The sequence below is a fragment of the Rothia endophytica genome (genome assembly GCF_039543885.1).
Lineage (GTDB): Bacteria > Actinomycetota > Actinomycetes > Actinomycetales > Micrococcaceae > Rothia > Rothia endophytica.
In genome coordinates this window covers 164633-186020 of the sequence record NZ_BAABKP010000002.1, presented here as the reverse complement: position 1 = coordinate 186020, position 21388 = coordinate 164633, and the positions used below count along the sequence as shown (strand labels likewise).

Here is a 21388-nt window from a genome sequence, read left to right as displayed (position 1 = left end):
GCTTATGCCCCTTTTGAAGTGCTGAGTGAAACGAACTTACGACGCATTGATAGCAGAATGGTCGCGGCATTGGAAAAGAAGAGCAGAGCGTAGACCACGATGAAGACCCAGCCAGTGCCCCAAAAGATGAAGACCCAGCAGAAAGTGCCGGCGTCCATATGAAGGTTGACGAAGGAGCGCAGGTTACCACCAGAGGCAGGTGCTGCTGTACCCCTGTTGTTACGGAGCTGTTCAGCCAGAATCTGACTCATGAAATGCCCGGTGATAATGACGCAGAAAGCTAGGGGGAGCCACCACAGGCCCCAACCAGCCAGAGGCCAAGAACCCTGGTACTTGATGAAGCCAACCAAGATGGTGAGATGCATAGCAGGAGTGCGCATAGCGTCTACCACGTGATCTAGCCATTCTCCGGCGGGTGAAGATGCACCGGTAACTCGTGCAACTTGACCGTCGGCTGAATCCAGTGCATAGCCAAGAGCGAAGAGAAAAGCTGCTACAGCGCCAAGCCATACAGAAGGCGGGAACAAGATTAACAGCAGCATGGCTATCACGGAGGTGAGGGCGCTGATGGCCGTGACGCCGTTAGGGGTAATGCCCCATTTTACGGCTGCCGCCGCAAACACGCGGGCTACGCGGCGGTTGACCCAGCGGGTGTAAGCGGGTACTCCAATTCCAGGTTTCTGGGCTGAACTGAGATGTGAAAGAGTTTCCCTAAAACCATAGGATGTACCTGAGGCGCGTGAAGTCATAGCGGTGCCCTTGAATTCCCTAAAAAGTGCGTGCGTGATGAGTGGAGTTTATGAACATCCCGTGAGTTGACTTAGGCTATACCTGCTGGTCAGGCAGGTAGTCGCGCAAAGTGAAACTCCTGGAAAACCCTAAACCTACCCTTAATTTTAAATGAACAATGAGAGGTGGGGACAGGTGATTTTCTTAGGACAAGTGCCGTAATGATGTATCGCCTTCCCCACGTTTTGTGGGGTGTCATGTGGACACCAACCAAGAAAACAGTGATCCGTCCTAATGGACGGATCACTGCTTCAGACTCAAGAATTACGGATTCTTGAGGGTTGCTTCCATATCGAAAGTGGCGCTTTCTCCACGGCGGTAGGCGTGAACCTGCGCTGCAATGACGTTCTTGCCCTGGTTGAGTTCGCTTGCCGGAATCGTAATGGTGATGGGGCGTAGCTTAGCGTCGCTATAAGCAACTCGCGCCAGTGCCATGGATGAGGCGGTAGCGTTAGTGGCTAGATTCTCACGGTGAACTTCTTTACCGTTCACGTAGATCGCCATACCATCATCAGCGTAGGTGGTCAGAACCAGTGACTGCCCTGTAGCAGGGTTAATGGTGAGTTCTTTACGCAAGAACATGGCGTTGGGTTGGTTCCACCAGTTGAAGCTAAGGTTTGATGCTAGGCTCGGCTCGCCCCAGCCAATGCTGCTGGGCCGGGTGTACCACTGGCGACCCGTGTTGTAGGCGTAGTTGGTATCGCGCCACGTGCGGTCATAAATATTGGTGAGGCCAAAGGTGACATCCCAGCGGTCTCCACTCACAACAAGCTTCTGGTCAGCAGGAGCTTCAGGTTCGACAGGTTCAACCGGATCAGCAGGGTCCGGATTCTCGTCAACTACGGGAGGGGCGGGGTCGTTGGGCGCAGGCTCATCAACGGGAGGGATAACCGGATTTTCCTCGTTATCTACGGGAGGATCAACGGGTTCTTCTACCGGGGGAGCAGGCTCTTCAACGGGAGGATCGACAGGTTCTTCTACCGGGGGAGCAGGTGCAGTAGCCACAGGGGTGGTCTTTGAGTAGTTGCCAACATTATCTACGGAGCGAACGAAATAGCGAGCACCGTCGGTGTGAGCAACCGAGTAGGAGGTGCCACTCTTGACGGTTGCGATGACGCGGTTATCGCGCAGTACCTGGTAGTCGGTGCGGCTACGGGTGCCGCTGGTCCAGGTCAGTTCATCAGTTGTTCCGTCAGTGGTGACCTGTAGGTCACTGGGTGCTGCAGCAGGTGCAACGTCACGAGGGGTAAATCGAACGAACCCCACGGTTGATTGCCCGCCGCCTGAGCCGCGGCTACGGGTGATATCGCCACCGGCCCAGAGAACGCCGTTGGAATCAACAAATGATTCCCACACACCGTAGCCTTTATCACCTGAAATTTCGGGTGAAAACTCGGGTAGAACCTCGCCGGTTTGAGCATCAAAAGCACCTACAAGGCGAATGCGATGGATATCCGACACAGCGGTATTCCAAGGAGTCTGGTAAAGGTCAGCGCCCTCGTATACCCAGTTGCCACAGTGGCAGGCACCGTACATAACATCGGTGTTGGTGTCGAGTTGAAGATCCTGGAAGTCCCCGCCTGACCTCGTGATGGATGAGGACATGCGGGAGAGGTCTGACAGGCTGTACTGGGCAATCAGGTGTTCAGATCCGCCAGCCCAAACTTCTGAGTGAGCTTGCTGTACATCGAATTGGAAGCCACCGTTAGTAGTGTTGATGGGGTAGGAGGGCTTCCAAACCCAGGGCTTAGAGATAGTGCCTGCGGTGGGGCTTAGGTAAGCCAGCTTCACAGTATTTACGTCGTTGACTTTGGTGAAATAGCCAGCAAGTGCAACACCGTCTTCGCTAGCAGATACACCATTGACGGTACCGTTGAGGACCGGGCGCCAGGTGACGTCAACGCCCTTGGTAGACACGTTGAAACGGGCAGCGTTGCGAGAATAGGTGTAGAAGTCACCGGTTCCTCCCTTAACGTGGGTGAAGGAACCACCGATGTAAACGTAACCTCCCTGAACCTGGATAGTTTTAACTACGGGAACAGCGCCAGAAACACGGTTGACAATATCCCAGCCCAGTGAAGTATCGGTTTCACCGGTCACGGGGTTAAGGATCACAAAACCGTTGGCAGGCTGACCATTGACCTCAGTGAACTCGCCACCAACGGCTAGAAGACCACTAGGCAGTGACTCTAGAGCCTTAATTTGCCCATTGAACTTGGGGGTAAAGCTCCGAACCAACTCTGCGGAATTCACATCGTAACCTGCAAGGTAACCCTGTTCAACGGTTTCTCCGCTGGCACTGACAACATTTTTGAAGTCGCCACCGGTGAAGACAGTGTTGCCTACCTGGGCGATAGCCTGCACACGGGTATTTAGTTCACTTACGACGCCGGTGCCCGACTCCATAGAGGTACGCCAACGCATCGAGGCAGTGAAGCTGTTAGGAAGCTGGCGGTTATCTTCCGCTGCTAGACCGCTGTCCGGAATCTGTGCGAAACCAGCATCGTTCTGGTTTATTTTGGGGCGGATAAATACCTGGGTGAATCCCATGGGGGCGGTGCCTGTCGGGGTCCAGAGGTATGAGCTAGCATCGGTGTTGCCACGAACATAGGAGCCGTAAGCAAAGCCATTCTTCCACCCGTGTACAGCTGCTGAAGTGAAACGTAGGGTGTTGTAGCTCTGATTCCAGGAGGCGATACCACCGGTGGTTAACCCGTAGATTCTACTTCCGCCTATTGAAGAAGGGTTCTCGAAACGAACGCCGCCCCAGTTAGTGTTAGCCTGTAGCGTCCAGCTCCAGCTTTCGGTGTTAATGCGCTGAGCGTAGACATTTTGCCAGTCAGTGCCCTCTGCATTGACTGCACGACGGAAGCGGACGCCGTCCTCAAGCGAGTCAACGCGATCACCGTCAAGGAGCTCATCGACGGTTTCTGATGACAGCTGAACAGGGTCGAAAGCTTCAGGGCCGGTGGGCTTAGTAAAGATATCTTCAGCCTTGCCACGGCCAAAGTATTCTTCAGTCCAACCTTCACGGCCGCGGCCAATCATAACCCAGCCGCCGCCGTCAGTTTCCTGATCACAGTAGAACTGAGCAGGGGCGTCCATGGAGGGAGTGTAGAGCCAGTAAGTGCCTGACGTTGACTCGGGGTCATTCTGCTTGACTTCCCAACAGGAAGCAGCAGCAGTTTCTGAGCTCAGGCCGTTGGGAACATACGTGGTATTGGCGCTAGCGCCTGGCAACATGGCTACCGCGACGCCCAGCGCGGTCGCACCAACGGCCAACTTAGAGATAAATGATGGTTTTTTCATATCTGTTAGCAATCTGCGTTGTTGGGGAAGTCTTGTGAAGCGATCTTCCAAGCCCCATTGTCTTCAATAAGAGTAAAAATGTTGAGTGAACGTGGCTTCCCGGTGGGGTTCATCTGCGTGCCAGCTACGTTGACAACCTTGACGTCCGAGGAGTCCAGACAAACCTCAAGGATTTTGGCTGGCTGGCCCTCATATTCGCTATCAGCTAGCCTGGGGTTTCCCACGACCTTAGAGGTTCCCTCTACCTTCCACCCGCTCATGGCGTACTCGGTGGCGGTGGCTACATACTGATCCAAAGCTGATCCGGTTGTTGTTTTTTTCAACTCGTCAACGGTAGCTTCTGAGACGTACTTATAGGGGTCAATCTCTTCGTCAACCTCTGTATTCTCAGCGCCTTCGTCCTGGTTTTTAGGTGGGGCTTGATCTGAGGTTACAACGTCAACTGCCTCAATTTTGGAAAGTACCTGTTGTACGTCCGTGTACAGTTCCTCCGTTGTTTGAACCTCCGCAGTATCTAGCGGAACCTCTTTGGCGGCAGCCAGTTCACCAGACCCTGCGAAGTTCTCTTCAATAGAGGTGTCCTGGCCTTCGCTAGCACTGCCTTCTTGTGATGCAGAGGCTGATGCTGTTGGTGAAGCTGAGGAAGTTGTCGAGGTTTCAGCCGGTTCTGATTCGGCTGCCGAGTTCTCTTGCCCTGCTCCTGAACATCCTGTGAGGATGAGGGTGCTGAGAGCGCCGACTGTCAAAAAGACTGTACGGCTAGAGCTCGTGAAAAAGGGCAGAGTTAACCCGTGTATTTTCATGAATCCCTAATATTCTTTTAGTGCGAGGTCGACCGATTCTCATTAAGCTGTGCGAAGAGCTGTGGTTGCAATGAGTACGGACTGAAAAAGTGTTTCTCTGACGACAATACTACAGCTGAGGATTCATAAATAGCGAGGGTTTTGTGCCGCTGTCACTGTATATGGTGACAGCTTTTTCATGCGCTCATGCTTTATTTCACGACGTAAAATATTTAAATTTTTATCGAGTAAACCTGCCTCTGAGTGGCCCTGCCTGAGGTGATGCCTGTATGGAATAATGAGAGAGCTGTTGTTCCGGGTTTGAAAGGGGAGAATACATGGCTTTACATGGCATAACAGAGGCACTCAAGGGCGAGGGGACCTATGCCGCCATCATGGGTGTCGCTGCCGCTCATCCAACTGCAAGGGCGGATGAATTTGTTATCGGGTGCCCGGAGGGTGCGAGACCCTTTTTACTACAAGGAATTTCGAATGTCACCAGCATGGGGGACACTGTCAGGCCCCCTGTTGTTTTAGTGATTACTGCCACTGATCGAGAGGCGGAGGATACGGTATTAGCCTTGTCCTCTTTGATACCGGCAGAAGAAGCGGTGCTTTTCCCTGCCTGGGAAACCCTTCCTCATGAAAGGTTGTCACCCCGCAGCGATACTGTGGGTCAGCGGCTTTCAGTTCTTCGATCTTTGGCGGGCCTGGGGGCAACCTTTCCTCGTATTGTGGTTGCACCGGTCCGTTCACTGCTACAGCCCCTTGTGGCAGGTTTGGAAAAGATGGAGCCCGTTGAAATCCAAAAAGGCCAAGAGGTCGATTTTAATTTAACTGTGAAACAGCTAACACAAGCTGCCTACTCGCGAGTAGACCTTGTTTCTAAAAGAGGTGAGTTCGCAGTGCGAGGTGGGATTTTAGATATTTTCTCACCAGTTTCAGATTACCCGGTACGCATCGATTTCTTTGGCGATGAGGTTGAAGACATCAGATACTTTTCAGTAGCTGACCAACGCACTATCAACGCCGAGAATCACCCCGGTGTTTTCCTTGCACCACCCTGTAGAGAACTACTCATCACACCCTCCATCATGAGTAAAGCCGCCCGGCTCAAGAACAGCTACCCCGGCGCTGCTGGCATGCTCGAAAAAATTGCCGGCGGTATTTACGTTGAGGGAATGGAATCCCTTATACCTCTACTGGTTGATAACATGGTCACGCTACTAGATCACCTGCCTGAAGGCTCTTTGCCCATCATCATCGAACCTGAACGTGTTCGCTCCCGTGCCGCGGATCTCGTCGCCACCAACGAAGAATTTCTACACGCTGCCTGGGACTCGGTAACAGACGCATCTGACGCACCCATCGATCTGGGACAAAACGGTCTATCGGATTTAGGCTCAGGCAGTTTTAGAACGGTTGCCTCGATGCGTGAACTTGCTCTGGCTAAAAATATGGGCTGGTGGGCCATGACCTCACTTGGCGTTGATAGTGCCATTGATGATGATGTTGACTCAGTTCAGTTTGCCGCTCGAGTGCCCCATACCTATGCCGGTAACGTTACTGAGCTGTTAGATGAAGTAGGCAAAAAAGTAAAAGATGGTTGGCGTATCGCCGTAGTCACCCATGGGCCCGGCCCCCTGGCCCGCTTGCTCGATCTCTTCCAAGAAGCTGAGATTCCGGCGTCCAGAGTGGAGAGTCTCGAACGAGCTCCAGAACCGGGCATTATCGAGATGACCACAGCTAGTGCAGGGCATGGCTTCATGATGGACGGGGCTAAGTTGGGGCTGCTCACGGAGGCTGATATTTTGGGGCGCACATCGCCCTATGCCACCCGTGATTTGCGCAGCGGGAAGTTGCCGTCTAGGCGCCGTAAGAACGCGGTGGATCCCATGAGTTTATCTGCCGGTGACTATGTGGTGCACGAGCAACACGGTATCGGTCAGTTTGTTGAGCTGGTACAGCGTCCTATCGCCGGGGCTACTGTGACTCCAGGGCAACTCAAGCCCATGAAGGAATACTTGGTTCTGGAGTATGCCCCCACCAAACGGGGAGGCCCCAAAGACAGGCTATTTGTTCCCAGTGACCAGTTAGATCAGGTCTCTAATTACGTGGGTGGAGATGCTCCCACTCTCTCAAAAATGGGCGGAAGCGACTGGGCTAAAACTAAGAGCAGGGCACGTAAAGCCGTCAAAGAAATTGCGGCTGATTTGATTAAGCTTTACTCGGCTCGCCAGGCTTCACGCGGCCACGCTTTTGCGGCTGATACACCCTGGCAATCTGAACTAGAAGAAGCCTTCCCCTATAACGAAACTCCCGATCAGCTGGTTGCTATCAACGAGGTCAAGGCTGATATGGAAAAAGAAGTTCCCATGGACCGCCTAATCTCGGGCGACGTGGGGTATGGCAAGACCGAAATCGCGGTTCGAGCTGCCTTCAAAGCTGTGCAGGATGGTAAGCAGGTGGCGGTTCTCGTCCCTACCACCCTGTTGGCGCAGCAGCATTTTGAGACCTTTACCGAGCGCTTCTCTGGATTCCCTATCAGCATCCGCGTGCTCTCCCGCTTCCAGAAGGCTAAAGAATCTGCTGAAACATTAGAGGGCATCAAGAACGGTTCAGTGGACGTTGTCGTGGGCACCCACCGTATTCTCTCGGAGTCCACCGAGTGGAAGGACCTGGGCCTGGTCATCATTGACGAGGAGCAGCGTTTCGGTGTTGAGCATAAGGAAAAGCTCAAGACCATGCGCACTGACGTTGATGTGCTGGCGATGAGCGCTACCCCCATTCCGCGCACCCTGGAGATGTCTCTGACCGGTATTCGCGAGACCTCCACCCTGGCAACCCCACCCGAGGAACGCCACCCCGTACTGACCTATGTTGGGGCTCGTACTGATCAGCAGGTTACCGCGGCTATACGCCGTGAACTTATGCGTGAAGGCCAGGTATTTTTCGTTCATAACCGGGTATCTTCTATCGAAGAGACCGCCAACCAATTGCAGAAGTTGGTACCTGAGGCGCGCATTGCAGTAGCCCACGGTCGGATGAGCGAATCTCGGCTGGAAAAAATTATCGTGGATTTCTGGGAACGTAAGTTTGACGTCCTGGTATCAACCACCATCGTGGAGACCGGCCTCGATATCTCTAATGCCAACACCCTCATTGTTGACAATGCCCAGAATTATGGTCTTTCGCAGCTTCACCAGTTGCGTGGACGCGTGGGGCGCGGGCGAGAACGTGCTTACGCCTACTTTCTCTACCCACCCGAAAAGATGCTGTCCGAAGTCGCTCATGAGAGGCTGAAAGCGGTCGCAACCCACAACGAGCTGGGTGCGGGCATGCGTTTGGCTATGAAGGACCTAGAAATCCGTGGTGCCGGCAACCTCCTGGGAGGCGAGCAATCCGGGCATATCGCTGGGGTAGGGTTTGATCTCTATCTGCGCCTGGTGGGGGAGGCCGTCGCCAACTTCCAGCACGGTGAGAAAGAAGAGACACCAGCGGAAATCAAAGTTGACCTACCGGTCAATGCTCATATGCCGCATGACTATGTCTCTTCAGAGCGTCTGCGGCTTTCTGCCTACCGCCAAATCGCCCAAGCACTGACAGTTGAAGAACTGAACGAAGCCCGCGAAGAGCTGGTAGACCGCTACGGTGCTCTGCCTGAACCTGTAGAGAACCTCTTTACCATTGCTGCCCTGCGCCAACGCGCGCGTGCAGTGGGTTTGAGGGAAATCGTTGCTATGGGGCCAAAGGTTCGCTTCTTCCCGGTTAACAATCTGCCCGAATCTAAACAGATGCGGCTAGAGAGAATGTACCCCGGTGCCCTTTACCGCCAGGTGCCCGGCACCGAGAACTGGCAGATTCTGGTCCCCCGCCCTAAGACCGCTAGGGTGGGTGGAAAAGATTTGGTGGACGCCGCTATGGTTGAATGGACGGAGCAGTTCCTCCACGCCATCTTCGAAACCAGCTAATAGCCGATACGCAAAATGGGACTCCCCAACCGGGGAGTCCCATTTTTATCGTAGCGTGGTGACTACTTCATGTAGAGATCGGTGCCACCTGAATGCACCGCTTCATTGGTCTTTGACGGTAGAACCCAGAGCGGGATTATGAAAGCAAGAGCGTAAAGCACGATTGCGATAGACCACCAGATCCAGCCACCCTCGGGGTAGGTGCCCAGCGCGTAGAAGCAACCGAGCAGAATGCCGAAGCAAAGTACGAAGAGTGCGATGTTGGAGCCCATTTCCTTGGTACCAGAGTGCTGGGGAGTACCTGAACGGGGAGGGTTACCTGATTCCAGGCCGAGTGACTCGACGTTTGAGCGCTTCTCAGCCTCAGAGCGATCGTTATCAGACATAAGATAGTCCTTTGGGTGTGTGTACAGCTTAATGTTTAGTATAGGTGCTCAGGGGCAGCTTCGCACGGTGTGTCACTAAAATGAACGCCAACTTGAGTAGGTGGCGCGTGCTTTAGTAACCGCTTTCGCTTGCCTCGCCCGCACCAATAATAGCGATTCCCTTTGAAGCGCCGATACGGGTCGCTCCGGCAGCAATCATTGCCAAAGCCTCTTCACGGGTGCGGACACCACCAGAAGCCTTAACGCCCAGCTCAGGGCCAACGGTTGCGCGCATGAGGGCGATGTCTTCAACGGTTGCTCCGGCAGAGGAATAGCCGGTAGAAGTCTTCACAAAATCGGCTCCGGCTTCAACGGATGCTTCACAAGCCAGAACTTTCTGATCATCGGTCAGCTCACTGGTCTCGATAATGACCTTAAGAGTGGCACCGCCGGCGTGAACGGCGTCTGCCACAGCCTTGATATCTGCCACCAGAGCAGCGCGGTGGTTAGCGCGGGCGGCTGCAATATTGATAACCATATCAACTTCGCGGGCACCCGCCTCTACAGCGGTTTTAGCCTCGAACGCCTTGACCTCGGTAGCTGAAGCACCAAAGGGGAAACCAACAACTACGCAGGGCACCGACCGGGAGCCAGCTAGCTCCTCGGCGAGAACCGGGGCCCATACAGGGTTAGCGCAGACACTAGCAAAGCCGTATTCGCGGGCTTCGCTACACAAGCGGCGGACATCTTCTTCAGAAGCGTTGGGGGCAAGAATAGTGTGGTCAATCATTGCTGCGAGCTGGTCGCGGGTTAGCTCAGAGGTCATTGTTTCTCCTAATTGGTGCAGGCAAAATTATGCCTGCTTAAAGTACAAATGGTGGGCGGGTTTAGAGCCCCAGGGCTGCCGACATATCGGCTTTGATGATATCGAGCTTGGTGGCTGCGGTTGCGTGAGCGTCAGCTACTGAACCGGTCACTGGAACTACCGCTTCAAGGTAGCACTTGAGCTTGGGTTCGGTGCCCGATGGTCGCACGATGACTCGTGAGTCGTCCTCTGTGTAGTAGCGCATACCGTCGGTGGGAGGCAGGGTTTCGGTACCCTCGGTGAGATCCTCAACAGAGGTTACTGATGAGCCTGCTAACTGGGCCGGGGCGTTATCGCGCAGTCGCTTCATCATGGCAGGAATGAGTGCCAGGTCATCAACGCGAACCGAGAGCTGGTCGGTAGCATAGACCCCGTGCTGGGCTGAGAGATTATCAAGCAGAGCGGGCAGGTTGCTGCCAGCATCCTTGAGCTCCTGAGCGTAAGCCGCCATGACCAGGGCAGCTGAAATACCGTCCTTATCGCGCACCTGGGCATGGTCCACGCAGTAACCCAGTGCCTCTTCGTAGCCAAAGCTCAGGTTTTCTACACGGGCAATCCATTTGAAGCCGGTGAGGGTTTCCACATGTTTGACGCCGGCGGCATGAGCAAGCGCCCCCACCTGGCGTGAGGAGACAATGGAGTTAGCGAAGGTTGCCTCAGCAGGGTTCTCGAGGGTGGAAAGCATGCGGTCGGCTAGGATCGATCCGGTCTCGTCGCCTCGGAGCATACGCCAGGTGCCGCCGTCATTGATGGCAAAAGCCGCGCGGTCAGCATCGGGATCGTTAGCAATAATCAAATCGGCATCCAGCTTCTGCGCCAGAGCAAAGGCCAGGTCGAGGGCGCCGGGCTCTTCGGGGTTAGGGAAAGCGACGGTAGGGAAGGTGGGGTCTGGGTCCGCCTGCTCCGGCACTAGCGTGACATGGGTGAAACCTGCCCCGCGTAAGACAGCTTCGGCAGTTTTGCCGCCCACACCGTGCAGAGGAGTCAGCACAATCTTAAGGTCACGGTCCTGCTGGGGTACGAGCGAGAGGACCTTCACGATGTAGTCATCGGCCACGGTATCGGGCAGGACACTCCAGCCCTCGTCAGCTAGAACTGGCTGGCTAACATCGGCAATAGCCGCCGCGATGTCACCATCGTAGGGAGGGACGATTTGCGCACCGCGAGCACCATCTTCTACTGCCTGACCGCCCAGATAGACCTTATAACCGTTATCGTTGGGAGGGTTGTGAGATGCTGTGACCATCACACCAATTTCAGCTCCGTATTCACGGGTAGCCCAGGCCGTCACAGGGGTGGGTAGGGGAGAGGGCATGAGCTTGACCTCGATACCCGCTGCTGTGAAAATTGCTGCGGTATCGAGAGCGAAGACATTAGAATTCTTGCGGGCATCAAAACCGACGACCGCTGAAATCTGCTCCCACCCTTCGGCCTCAGCACGAGCGGTGGCGTAATCAGCTAGGCCCTGGGCAGCCCGCTGGACTACCACGCGATTCATGCGCATTGGACCAGCACCCAGCTCAGCGCGCAAACCTGCGGTGCCGAACTGCAAAGTACCAGAGAAACGATCAGCTAGATCAGCTGCTGCAACTTCATCGCCAGCCTCAGCCTGAGCCAGAATGCCTTCAAGCTGGGTGCGAGTCTCAGCGTCCGGATCATCAGTAATCCAAGCGCGGGCCCGCTCGACGAGCTGAGGTAAAAGGGTAGACATCAATAAATCCTTAGATTTCATCAGCCACATTATGGCTGGCCAGTGGTTAGAGGGAAGCGATAATGTCTGCCAGAAGGCGGGAAATACGGGGGCCAGCGGCCTCGCCTGCTTCGATCACCTCAGCATGGCTGAGCGGGGTTTCCTGAATACCGGCAGCCAGGTTGGTGATCAGTGAAATACCAAATATCTCAAGCCCGGCGGCACGAGCTGCAATAGCCTCCAAGGCGGTAGACATGCCAACCAAGTCGGCACCTAGAACTCCAGCCATCTTTACCTCTGCGGGAGTTTCGTAGTGAGGACCGGGGAACTGCATGTAGACACCTTCCTGCAAGGAAGCGTCAATGCTGCGAGCGATTTCACGGATGCGAGGGGAGTAAAGATCAGTGAGATCAACAAAGTGTGCACCGGTCAGCGGGGAAGCCGCCGTGAAATTAAGGTGATCAGAAATGAGCACCGGTTCACCGGCGGAGTAAGCGGGATTCAAGCCGCCGCACCCGTTGGTCAGAATCATGGTATTGGCGCCGGTAGCCGCCACGGTGCGCACCCCGTGAACCACCGCGTCCACACCGCGACCCTCATAGTAGTGGGTGCGTGAGCCAATCACGAGAGCACGCTTGCCCTCCGGGGTAAGGATTGAGGTAAGGGTGCCGGGGTGACCCACCACAGCAACCTTATGGAAACCAGGCACCTCAGAAGCATCAAGAGTATGGGTGACCTCGCCGATGAGGGTGGCGGCTTCGCCCCAGCCCGAACCCAGAGTCAGGCCCAGATCGTGCTTCTCAACACCGGTCTTCTCAGCAATAAATTCAGCTGCCTCACGAGCCCGCACCAGCGCGGGATGGTTGGGGTCAGCGGTCGATACAGCGGGGAGATTTGATTCATTCAACACACCTTCTAGCCTACCAATAATGACGGGGCGAGACTAGGTGAATCCGAGGGGCTAGGCCTTTGGTCGAAAGACGCGGCTGACCCAGATGAGAAAAGGGGCAAGGTAAACCAGTGCGCCCAACTTACACCCTTTTAGTGTTCTAGCCCTAAAATTCTGTGCCTGCAAGTTGAGCCATCCTGGGATGTGGGACACAATGGATAGGTGACTCTAAAAACAGATTTTTCTTCCCACAAACTCGTCATCCTCGGCGGCGGCCCCGGCGGCTACGAAGCTGCTCTGGTGGCAGCTAGCCACAGTGCCGACGTTACCATCATCGAAGATAAGGGCATGGGCGGATCAGCCGTGCTCACCGACGTCGTTCCCTCCAAAACCCTCATTACCAGTGCGGACGCCCGCAACCGCTTTGGTAAGGCACAGGAGCTCGCTATCTCGGTGGGCGAAGACGATAACCCGCCTCAGATTTCGGTGGACCTTGCCAAGGTTAATCAGCGCCTCATTGACCTAGCTCTACAGCAGTCCCACGATATTAAGCGCACCCTGGAACGCAACGGGGTGAAGGTAATTGCCGGGCGTGGTATGCTCATTGACCGTAACACTGTTCAGGTAACCGATGCTGACGGGCTGACGTATGAACTCAATGCCGAGTTCATTCTGCTGGCTGTTGGTACCCACCCGCGCGAGCTACCAACTGCACAGCCAGACGGGCAACGTATTCTCAACTGGACCCAACTGTATGACCTCAAAGAACTACCTACAGATTTGATTGTGGTGGGCTCCGGTGTAACCGGCGCCGAATTCGCATCAGCCTATGACGGCCTGGGCTCTAATGTCACCCTTATCTCTTCGCGCGACCAGGTGCTTCCCGGCGAAGATGGGGACGCTGCAACCGTGCTGGAGAACGTTTTTGAACGTAAGGGTGTGCGGGTTCTACCGCGCTCGCGCGCGGAGGGTGCTGAGTACAACGAAGCCGGTGACGGTGTGGTAGTTACGCTCTCTGACGGTCGCAAGGTCGCAGGTTCCCACGTCCTGATTGCCGTTGGATCTATCCCCAACACCGAGAACCTGGGGTTGGATGCAGTCGGTGTTGAGATTTCAGAAACCGGTCACATTAATGTGGATCGTGTTTCACGTACCAATATTTCAAATATCTACGCGGCCGGTGACTGCACCGGTGTTTACCCACTGGCGTCGGTTGCTGCCATGCAGGGGCGGGTGGCGGTCTCCCACATGCTGGGTGACACGGTCAAACCTTTGCGTACCCACCAGGTTGCAGCCAATATCTTTACTGCCCCCGAAATCGCGACTGTCGGGGTCAGTCAAAGCGAAATCGAAGCGGGTAAGTATCAGGCTGATATGGTCATGCTGCCCCTGGCAACCAACGCACGCGCTAAGATGCTGGCGGTAGAAGACGGTTTCATCAAGATTTTTGCCCGTAAACATTCAGGCACCGTCATCGGTGGTGTGGTGGTAGGGCCTCGTGCCTCCGAGCTTATTTTTCCGCTTTCACTGGCAGTGGATAAGAAACTGCACGTGGATGATATCGCCGAGACTTTCGCGGTCTACCCCTCGCTCAGCGGTTCTATTTCTGAGGCTGCCCGCCAGCTGCACATCATGCAGTAGGGTTTCAGCTCCACCAAAAAGTCCACCGAGAAACCTCGGTGGACTTTTTTGTAGTGAGTGATTTACTTGGTGCGGGCCATGGTGGAAAGATCAACATCACGGGTTTCGTGAGTGATTGCCATGAAGATGAAAGTGAGAACCCCAGCACCTGCCAGGTAAAGGCCTACAGCACCCACACCGCCGTTAGCATTCAGCCAAACCGCTGCATAAGGGGTCAGTGCAGCACCCAAAATTGAGGCTACGTTATAGGAGATGCCCGATGCGGTGTAGCGGACGTTCGTGGGGAAGAGCTCGGGCAGGTAGGCCGACATGGAGCCAAAGGTCAGGCCCATGAGCGTCATACCGATTGCCATAAAGAGCACGATGCGGCTGGTGTTAGCTTCAGCGCCGGTGCCCACCACCTCGGGGTTCATGAGCAGGCCAAAGCAGAGGCCGAAGGCGATAATGCAGGCGGTGATGACGAGCTGCGATGAGCGTCGACCGTACTTATCCGCTAGCCATCCCGAGACAGGAACCATAGCTGCAAAGAAGAGGATGGTGATGAGCTGAATAACGAGGAAGCTGCGGTAGGGGATACCCAGTCCACCCTTCTCAGCTGCGCCGATGCCAAAGGAAAGAATCCAGGCAGTCATCAGGTAGAAGAGCACGTAGGTTGCCAGCATGATGAAGGTACCTTGAACCATAGGCCACCAGGCAACCTTGAAGGCCTCAACCAGCGGGGTCTTAACCTTCTCGTCCTTAGCCACCGCCTGCTTGAAGACGGGAGTCTCTTCTAGCTTGAAGCGAACGTAAAGACCCACAGCCACCATGATGACGGAGGCGATAAAGGGAACGCGCCAGCCCCAGACTAAGAAGTTGTGGTCCAGGCCGTCACCGGTAGCGACCGAAGTGAAACCCATCGCTACAGTCAGCAAAAGCATGAAACCGTTGGCGAGGATGAAGCCGAACGGTGCGCCCAGCTGGGGCCACATGGCAGCTCGGGCGCGTTTGCCTTCCTCAGCGTACTCAGTGGCGAGAAGAGCCGCGCCGGACCACTCGCCACCCAGACCCAGACCCTGGCAAAAGCGCAGGATGGTCAGCATGATGGGCGCCCACAGACCGATGTGGTAGTAGGTGGGGAGTAAGCCGATGAGGAAGGTAGCAATACCCATGGTGAGCAGTGCGCCTACCAGAGTTGCCTTACGGCCTACCTTGTCGCCAAAGTGGCCAAAAATTACGGAGCCAATGGGGCGGGCAACGAAAGCAGCCCCAAAGGTCGCCATCGATGCAAGAAGCTTGGCAGTGTCATCTTCACCGGTAAAGAAGAGTGCTGGGAACACTGCCACGGCTGCGGTGGCGTAGATGTAGAAATCATAGAATTCGATGGTGGTGCCGATCAGCGATGCCATGATGACGCGGCTGCGGGGTATGGTGATATCGCTGGCCGACGCGGCCGTTGATGCGGGTGAAGTGGTCACGGAAAGCTCCTGTATATACCGCTGACACGGTGATATGTGGTGTAACAGAAACTCACTGTAAACTGCCTGACTGCTATATGAAACCGGATTTCATATTCTAAGACGTTGTCTGGGGTAAAAAAGCGCCGGGACGCAGCTGTAAGTTGCATCCCGGCGCTCGGATAAAAATTTAGCGAATGGTGGCGATGACTGCCCCGGCAGAGACGGTCTCACCCTGCTTGAGCTTCAGTCCATTGACCTTGCCAGCCTTGTGAGCGGTGATAGGCTGTTCCATCTTCATGGCTTCAAGAACTACGATGAGATCGCCCTCTGCTACCTTGGCGCCCTCCTTGACGGCTACCTTCACGATGGTCCCCTGCATGGGGCTGGTCAGCTCATTGCTGTTGGCCACTGTGGTACCACCACGGGTTGAGCGTGACTTGCGTGCCTTAGCTGCTGCGGGTTTAGATACCGCTGAACCTCCGAATGCGGGAAGCGTGACCTCAAGTCGCTTGCCACCCACCTCAACGGTCACCTTCTGACGCTCATCTCCGTCATCAAGTACGCCCAGGGCTCCGTTGTAGGCGGGTAAGGTGTTATTGAATTCAGTCTCAATCCAGCGGGTATGCACACTAAAGGGCTGCCCATCAGCAGGTGCAAAAGCCGGGTCTTTAATGACGGTGGCATGGAAGTTAGCTACGGTGGGCAGGCCCTCAATCTTAAGCTCCGCCAGTGCCCTGGAGGCACGAGCGAGAGCCTGCTCACGGCTATCACCGGTCACAATCAGCTTAGCTAGCATGGAGTCAAAGTTGCCGCCGATAGTATCACCAGAAACCACACCGGAATCCCAGCGGACGCCGGGGCCCTGCGGCACTATCAGTTTTTCGATGGTACCGGGGGAAGGCATGAAGCTGCGGCCGGCGTCCTCACCGTTGATGCGGAACTCAAAGCTGTGCCCGCGCACCCCGGGGTCGGTAGGGTTGATTTCTTCGCCACGGGCAATGCGGAACTGTTCACGCACCAGGTCGAGGCCGGTGACCTCTTCAGAAACAGGGTGCTCTACCTGTAGACGGGTGTTAACCTCAAGGAAGCTGATGGTGCCGTCGGTACCAACCAGGAACTCGCAGGTGCCTGCGCCCTGGTAGCCAGCCTCTTTGAGGATAGCCTTGGACGCATCATAGAGGCGCTGATTCTGTTCTTCGGTGAGGAAGGGGGCAGGGGCTTCTTCAACTAGCTTCTGATTGCGGCGCTGCAGGGAACAGTCGCGGGTAGAAACCACCACAACGTTGCCGTGGGCATCAGCCAGGCACTGGGTCTCGACGTGACGGGGGGAATCGAGGAAGCGCTCAATGAAGCATTCGCCGCGGCCAAAAGCTGCGATGGCCTCACGTACCGCTGACTCATAAAGCTCGCCGATGCCCTCGCGCTCGCGAGCCACCTTGATGCCGCGTCCGCCGCCGCCGAAAGCTGCCTTAATTGCTACGGGGAGACCGAATTCGTCGGCAAAGGCTTCAACTTCTTGGGGGCTGGTGACCGGGTCTTTGGTGCCGGGAACCAGGGGAGCGCCTACCTTCTCGGCGATATGGCGGGCTGCTACTTTATCACCCAGCCGGTTGATAGAGGCGGGGGAGGGGCCGATCCAGGTGAGGCCAGTGTCGATGACCTGCTGGGCGAACTGGGCGTTTTCAGAGAGGAAGCCGTAGCCTGGGTGTACAGCATCGGCGCCTGAGCGCTGAGCAACTTCAAGGAGCTTGTCCATTACCAGGTAGGATTCAGCAGCAGTTGAGCCACCCAGGGCATAGGCTTCATCGGCAAGTTGAGCATGCTGAGCTTCGCGGTCGGGTTCAGCGTAAACTGCCACCGTCGCGATGCCCTCATCTTGAGCAGCACGAATAATGCGTACCGCAATCTCACCGCGGTTAGCGATTAGAACCTTGGTGACTGGGCCGGTGTGGCGCCCGGTCACCGGGGTGAAATTCTGTCCAGCATCGATAGTTTCAGTCACTCAAAGCTCCTTGGGAAGTATTGCGCCACGTCAAGGCGTCTAGTTGATGGCGCAACGGCTCATTTTAGGTGGCGTTTAGAAAAATTTAACCGCATCTTGAAATTTATCGCGAATTTTTCCAAATGTCGCTGATTGAAACACCGAACGTGGTGAGCATCGTGCGGAGGGCATGTACCGAGAGACCGACGATGGTGTGAAATTCTCCCTCAATACCCTTGATAAAAGCTGACCCAAAACCGTCGATAGTAAAGGAGCCAGCTACCCAGAGTGGCTCACCGGTCGCCACGTAGCTTTCTGCCTCAGCCTGGGTGAAGTGATCAAAGTGCACAGTGGCGCTACGTAACTCACTGGTTTCTACCGGCTGCTGCCCGCGGTGATCAATCAACCAGTGGCCGGTATGCAGAACCCCAGATTTTCCGCTCATCGCGGTTATTCGCTCTAGTGCCACTTCTGCACTGCCGGGTTTGCCGTAGGGCCGCCCCTCAAGTTCAAAGACAGAATCACACCCAAGGACGATTGCCCCCGCGCACTGGGGTAGGGATGCAACAGCGCGGGCTTTAGCCTGAGCCAGTAAAAGGGCAGTCTGTGCCGGGGAGATATCACCGAGCCCCTTAGCGTAGGCATCTTCCTGTGCTGCTGCCAGAACGGCGTCCTCATCAACATCACTGACAAGAACCTCAAAACTAATGCCCGCGTCCTCAAGAAGTTTCTTACGAGCGGGAGACTGAGAAGCCAGTACGAAGCGGGGCTGTTGGGCGGGGATATTATGCATAGCTCTAAGTGTATTGAATAGCCAGCTTTTGTGGTTGCTTAAACCCCGCACCATCCCTCAGCATCCTGCCTGATATGCAGGGGGTAAGAAGGATGGCGCGGGGTCTAAGTGAAGCGGGGCTTAGAAGAGACCCATGGGCTGGTCTGAGTAGGACACCAGCATATTCTTGGTCTGCTGGTAGTGATCCAGCATCATCAGGTGGTTCTCGCGGCCGATGCCACTCTTCTTATAGCCACCGAAAGCTGAGTGAGCTGGGTAGTTATGGTAGTTATTGACCCAGACACGCCCTGCCTGAATGGTTCGCCCCGCGCGGTAGGAGATGAACTGGTCGCGGCTCCAAACTCCGGCACCCAGACCGAAATCGGTGTCGTTGGCGATGCGCATAGCTTCGTCAAAATCGGTGAAGCTGGTGGTAGCTAGGACGGGGCCGAAAATCTCTTCCTGGAAGATGCGCATATCATTATTACCCGCGAAAACGGTGGGCTGAATGTAGTAGCCACCCGCTAGATCTCCGCCCAGTTCGCAGGCTTCACCACCGATCAGGACGTCCGCGCCTTCATCCTTTCCGATTTTAAGATAGCCAGTGATTTTGTCCCACTGTTCCTTGGATGCCTGGGCGCCCACCATAGTTTCGGTATCCAGGGGGTTGCCCTGCTTCATGGCCTTGACTCGTTCGAGTCCAGCTTCAAGGAAAGAGTCATAGATAGGCTTTTGGATCAGGGCGCGGGAGGGGCAGGTACAGACTTCGCCCTGGTTGAGACCGAAAGAGGCAAACCCTTCAAGAGCCTTGGAATAGAAGGAGTCCTCTTCGCGAGCCACATCCTCAAAGAAAATGTTAGGGGACTTGCCGCCTAGCTCCAGGGTGATGGGGACGATGTTCTCTGCGGCAGCCTTCATAATGATTGAGCCAGTAGTGGTTTCGCCGGTGAAGGCAATTTTGCGGATGCGCTTGCTCCCCGACAGGGCAGCGCCTGCTTCAGTACCAAAGCCATTGACTACATTTAGCACGCCAGGAGGCAGTAGGTCCTTCCAGAGGTCAACCAGGAAGAGAATGGATGCCGGGGTCTGCTCTGCGGGCTTGAGCACAATGCAGTTGCCGGTGGCTAGAGCCGGTGCAATCTTCCAGATTGCCATGAGGATAGGAAAGTTCCAGGGGATAATCTGCCCCACGACGCCCAGCGGCTCGTGGAAATGGTAGGCGACGGTGTCCTCATCGATTTGAGACAGACGGCCTTCCTGAGCACGAATGGCTCCTGCAAAGTAGCGCAAGTGATCTGCTGCCAGGGGAATGTCTGCAGCTAGAGTTTCGCGCACCGGTTTACCGTTATCCCAGGTTTCGGCTACCGCGATAGCTTCAAGGTTGTCCTCGATAACCTGGGCTAGTTTGAGCAGTAAGTTGGAGCGTTCGGTGACGGAGGTTTTGCCGTAGGTTTCAAAAGCCTTCCAACCGGCGTCCAGTGCCTTATCGATGTCAGCGGCGGTGCCGCGGGCTACCTCGGTAAAGGGCTTGCCGTTGATCGGTGAGATGTCTTCGAAATACTGGCCTTCGGCGGGAGCCACCCACTCGCCACCGATGAAGTGGTCATAACGGCTCTTGAAGGTAGCAAGTGAATCTGAGGTGCCGGGTGAGGCGTAGACAGTCATGAGGTCTCCTTTGACGAAACTGTTTGTAACACGGGTCACGTTTCAAGAAGTCTAGCCGCTCACTGAGGTAGTCGGCAAGGGTGTATTTTGAGAAAAGAGGCAGTCTTCGCGCTGCACACCTATGCGTTACCCCGGAGGAGAAATATGAATAGCCCCCGCCTCGGTCTCATCGGGACTGGAATGATAACCCAGGAGTTCGTGGCAGCTATCAAAGCTGAGAATGCCTTCGAGCTGGTTGCTGTGATGAGTCGCTCTAGCGCTACCGCACGTTCTTTTATTCAGGATGCTGATCTAGACCGGGTGGGCATCGCTACCGAAATAAGCGAGTTGCTGGAGCATTCGCTAGATGCGGTGTATATTGCTTCCCCCAATTCCTTCCATAAGAATCATGCCTTGGCCGCTATCGATGCGGGGGTGAATGTCATTGTGGAAAAGCCAGCTTTCTGGAACCCCGCGCAATGGCAGGAGGTACACCGTGCTGCTGAAAGAGCCGGGGTCTTGGTCTTTGAAGCCGCGCGGCATCTTTTTGAGCCCGGCTTCGAAACAGTTGGGAAGTGGGTGGATGAACAGAAGTCAAGCGGGCGAGAGGTGACAGGTGCCAGCCTGAACTTTCACCAGTATTCTTCCCGTTGGGACGCTGTGTTGGCAGGCCAGGAACCCAACATTTTCTCGCTGCGTCACGGCGGCGGTGCCCTGGTTGACCTGGGAATTTACACGGTCTATGCAGCGGTAGCCTGGTTTGGGGAGCCGCAGGCTATTTCATACAGAGCCCAGCTGGCGCCAACCGGGGTGGATGCTGCCGGCGTCCTGTTGCTGATCTACCCCGGCTTTACCGCTGAGCTATCTTTCTCTAAAAACCAGGTCTCCCGCCTGCCCAACGAGATTAGGGCAGGACGCTCGGGCTTGTTACTGAATGCGGTGCAGGGAATCGACAGGGTAAAGACAGGCGAAGGGCAGCCCCTCTTTGAAGCAGAGAAACCCGGTGCACCGTTGAGCCAGCTGATGCGCTATGAAGCTCTTGCCTTTGCGGAGCTGGTCGCAGCTCAGAGGCAAGGCAACCTCACCGCGCAACAGAGGGACAACTACCGCTACCTAACTCAGCTGTCGCGCATCGTCAACCGCATCTGCACCGAGGCGCGCTACCAGGCGGGCATCGTATTTAGTGGGGAAATTGATAGCTCTGAAAAGCCCTAACCCGGGGGCTGATGTCCTCGCGAAGAGCGGGCACCT

The 21388-nt window shown here is 55.4% G+C and carries 14 protein-coding genes; 3 read left to right on the top strand and 11 right to left on the bottom strand.

All coding sequences use genetic code 11. The features are described from left to right. Window positions 1-2: 2 nt before the first annotated feature. The 3 genes from ABD982_RS07305 to ABD982_RS07295 all read right to left on the bottom strand — a co-directional run bounded on the left by ABD982_RS07305 (window position 3) and on the right by ABD982_RS07295 (window position 4844). Window positions 3-749 (bottom strand): CDP-alcohol phosphatidyltransferase family protein, encoded by a 747-nt coding sequence (locus ABD982_RS07305; protein ID WP_345446082.1) that lies wholly within the window; start codon window positions 747-749, stop codon window positions 3-5. Window positions 750-1053: 304 nt separating this feature from the next. Next, the gene (locus ABD982_RS07300; protein ID WP_345446080.1) at window positions 1054-4098 is read right to left on the bottom strand and encodes a fibrinogen-like YCDxxxxGGGW domain-containing protein; all 3045 of its coding nucleotides are present in this window, start codon (window positions 4096-4098) and stop codon (window positions 1054-1056) included. A 5-nt stretch (window positions 4099-4103) separates the two neighbouring features. After that, on the bottom strand, window positions 4104-4844 hold the full coding sequence (locus tag ABD982_RS07295; RefSeq protein ID WP_345446078.1) for a hypothetical protein: 741 nt from the start codon (window positions 4842-4844) through the stop codon (window positions 4104-4106). 374 nt (window positions 4845-5218) lie between these two features. Between ABD982_RS07295 and mfd the strand changes: the two genes are divergently transcribed. Next, window positions 5219-8851 (top strand): transcription-repair coupling factor, encoded by a 3633-nt coding sequence (mfd, locus tag ABD982_RS07290; protein WP_345446077.1) that lies wholly within the window; start codon window positions 5219-5221, stop codon window positions 8849-8851. A 62-nt stretch (window positions 8852-8913) separates the two neighbouring features. Here the strand turns inward: mfd and ABD982_RS07285 are convergent, their stop codons facing one another. From ABD982_RS07285 to ABD982_RS07270, 4 genes are all read right to left on the bottom strand, one after another. Continuing rightward, a complete protein-coding gene (locus ABD982_RS07285; RefSeq protein ID WP_345446075.1) occupies window positions 8914-9237 on the bottom strand; it encodes a hypothetical protein in 324 nt (107 codons plus the stop codon). A 112-nt stretch (window positions 9238-9349) separates the two neighbouring features. Beyond that, entirely contained in the window at window positions 9350-10042 is a 693-nt protein-coding gene (gene deoC, locus ABD982_RS07280; protein WP_345446073.1) for a deoxyribose-phosphate aldolase, read from the bottom strand. A gap of 61 nt (window positions 10043-10103) precedes the next feature. Next, window positions 10104-11792 (bottom strand): phospho-sugar mutase, encoded by a 1689-nt coding sequence (locus tag ABD982_RS07275; protein WP_345446071.1) that lies wholly within the window; start codon window positions 11790-11792, stop codon window positions 10104-10106. 46 nt (window positions 11793-11838) lie between these two features. Continuing rightward, window positions 11839-12624, bottom strand: coding sequence for a purine-nucleoside phosphorylase (locus ABD982_RS07270; protein ID WP_345446323.1), 786 nt, complete (start codon window positions 12622-12624; stop codon window positions 11839-11841). 258 nt (window positions 12625-12882) lie between these two features. Between ABD982_RS07270 and ABD982_RS07265 the strand changes: the two genes are divergently transcribed. Beyond that, window positions 12883-14301: an NAD(P)H-quinone dehydrogenase gene (locus tag ABD982_RS07265; protein ID WP_345446069.1), complete on the top strand. Its 1419-nt coding sequence runs from the start codon at window positions 12883-12885 to the stop codon at window positions 14299-14301. Window positions 14302-14363: 62 nt separating this feature from the next. Here ABD982_RS07265 and ABD982_RS07260 read toward each other — a convergent pair whose 3' ends face one another. The 4 genes from ABD982_RS07260 to exaC all read right to left on the bottom strand — a co-directional run bounded on the left by ABD982_RS07260 (window position 14364) and on the right by exaC (window position 20158). Further along, window positions 14364-15758, bottom strand: a complete 1395-nt coding sequence (locus ABD982_RS07260) for an MFS transporter (protein WP_345446067.1) — start codon at window positions 15756-15758, stop codon at window positions 14364-14366. 169 nt (window positions 15759-15927) lie between these two features. Further along, complete coding sequence (locus tag ABD982_RS07255) at window positions 15928-17742, bottom strand: acetyl/propionyl/methylcrotonyl-CoA carboxylase subunit alpha (RefSeq protein WP_345446065.1); 1815 nt, start codon at window positions 17740-17742, stop codon at window positions 15928-15930. 103 nt (window positions 17743-17845) lie between these two features. Continuing rightward, window positions 17846-18514, bottom strand: a complete 669-nt coding sequence (locus tag ABD982_RS07250) for a Maf family protein (protein WP_345446063.1) — start codon at window positions 18512-18514, stop codon at window positions 17846-17848. A 120-nt stretch (window positions 18515-18634) separates the two neighbouring features. Continuing rightward, window positions 18635-20158, bottom strand: a complete 1524-nt coding sequence (gene exaC / locus ABD982_RS07245) for an acetaldehyde dehydrogenase ExaC (protein ID WP_345446061.1) — start codon at window positions 20156-20158, stop codon at window positions 18635-18637. Between the two features lie 144 nt (window positions 20159-20302). Between exaC and ABD982_RS07240 the strand changes: the two genes are divergently transcribed. Continuing rightward, window positions 20303-21352, top strand: coding sequence for a Gfo/Idh/MocA family protein (locus tag ABD982_RS07240; RefSeq protein ID WP_345446059.1), 1050 nt, complete (start codon window positions 20303-20305; stop codon window positions 21350-21352). The last annotated feature ends 36 nt before the right edge of the window (window positions 21353-21388 follow it).

Excerpts from the sequence above, each read along its gene's own strand:
- ABD982_RS07305 (WP_345446082.1), bottom strand. The coding sequence starts at position 749 with ATGACTTCACGCGCCTCAGGTACATCCTATGGTTTTAGGGAAACTCTT.
- ABD982_RS07300 (WP_345446080.1), bottom strand. The coding sequence starts at position 4,098 with ATGAAAAAACCATCATTTATCTCTAAGTTGGCCGTTGGTGCGACCGCG.
- mfd (WP_345446077.1), top strand. The coding sequence starts at position 5,219 with ATGGCTTTACATGGCATAACAGAGGCACTCAAGGGCGAGGGGACCTAT.
- ABD982_RS07285 (WP_345446075.1), bottom strand. The coding sequence starts at position 9,237 with ATGTCTGATAACGATCGCTCTGAGGCTGAGAAGCGCTCAAACGTCGAG.
- deoC (WP_345446073.1), bottom strand. The coding sequence starts at position 10,042 with ATGACCTCTGAGCTAACCCGCGACCAGCTCGCAGCAATGATTGACCAC.
- ABD982_RS07275 (WP_345446071.1), bottom strand. The coding sequence starts at position 11,792 with ATGTCTACCCTTTTACCTCAGCTCGTCGAGCGGGCCCGCGCTTGGATT.
- ABD982_RS07250 (WP_345446063.1), bottom strand. The coding sequence starts at position 18,514 with ATGCATAATATCCCCGCCCAACAGCCCCGCTTCGTACTGGCTTCTCAG.
- exaC (WP_345446061.1), bottom strand. The coding sequence starts at position 20,158 with ATGACTGTCTACGCCTCACCCGGCACCTCAGATTCACTTGCTACCTTC.
- ABD982_RS07240 (WP_345446059.1), top strand. The coding sequence starts at position 20,303 with ATGAATAGCCCCCGCCTCGGTCTCATCGGGACTGGAATGATAACCCAG.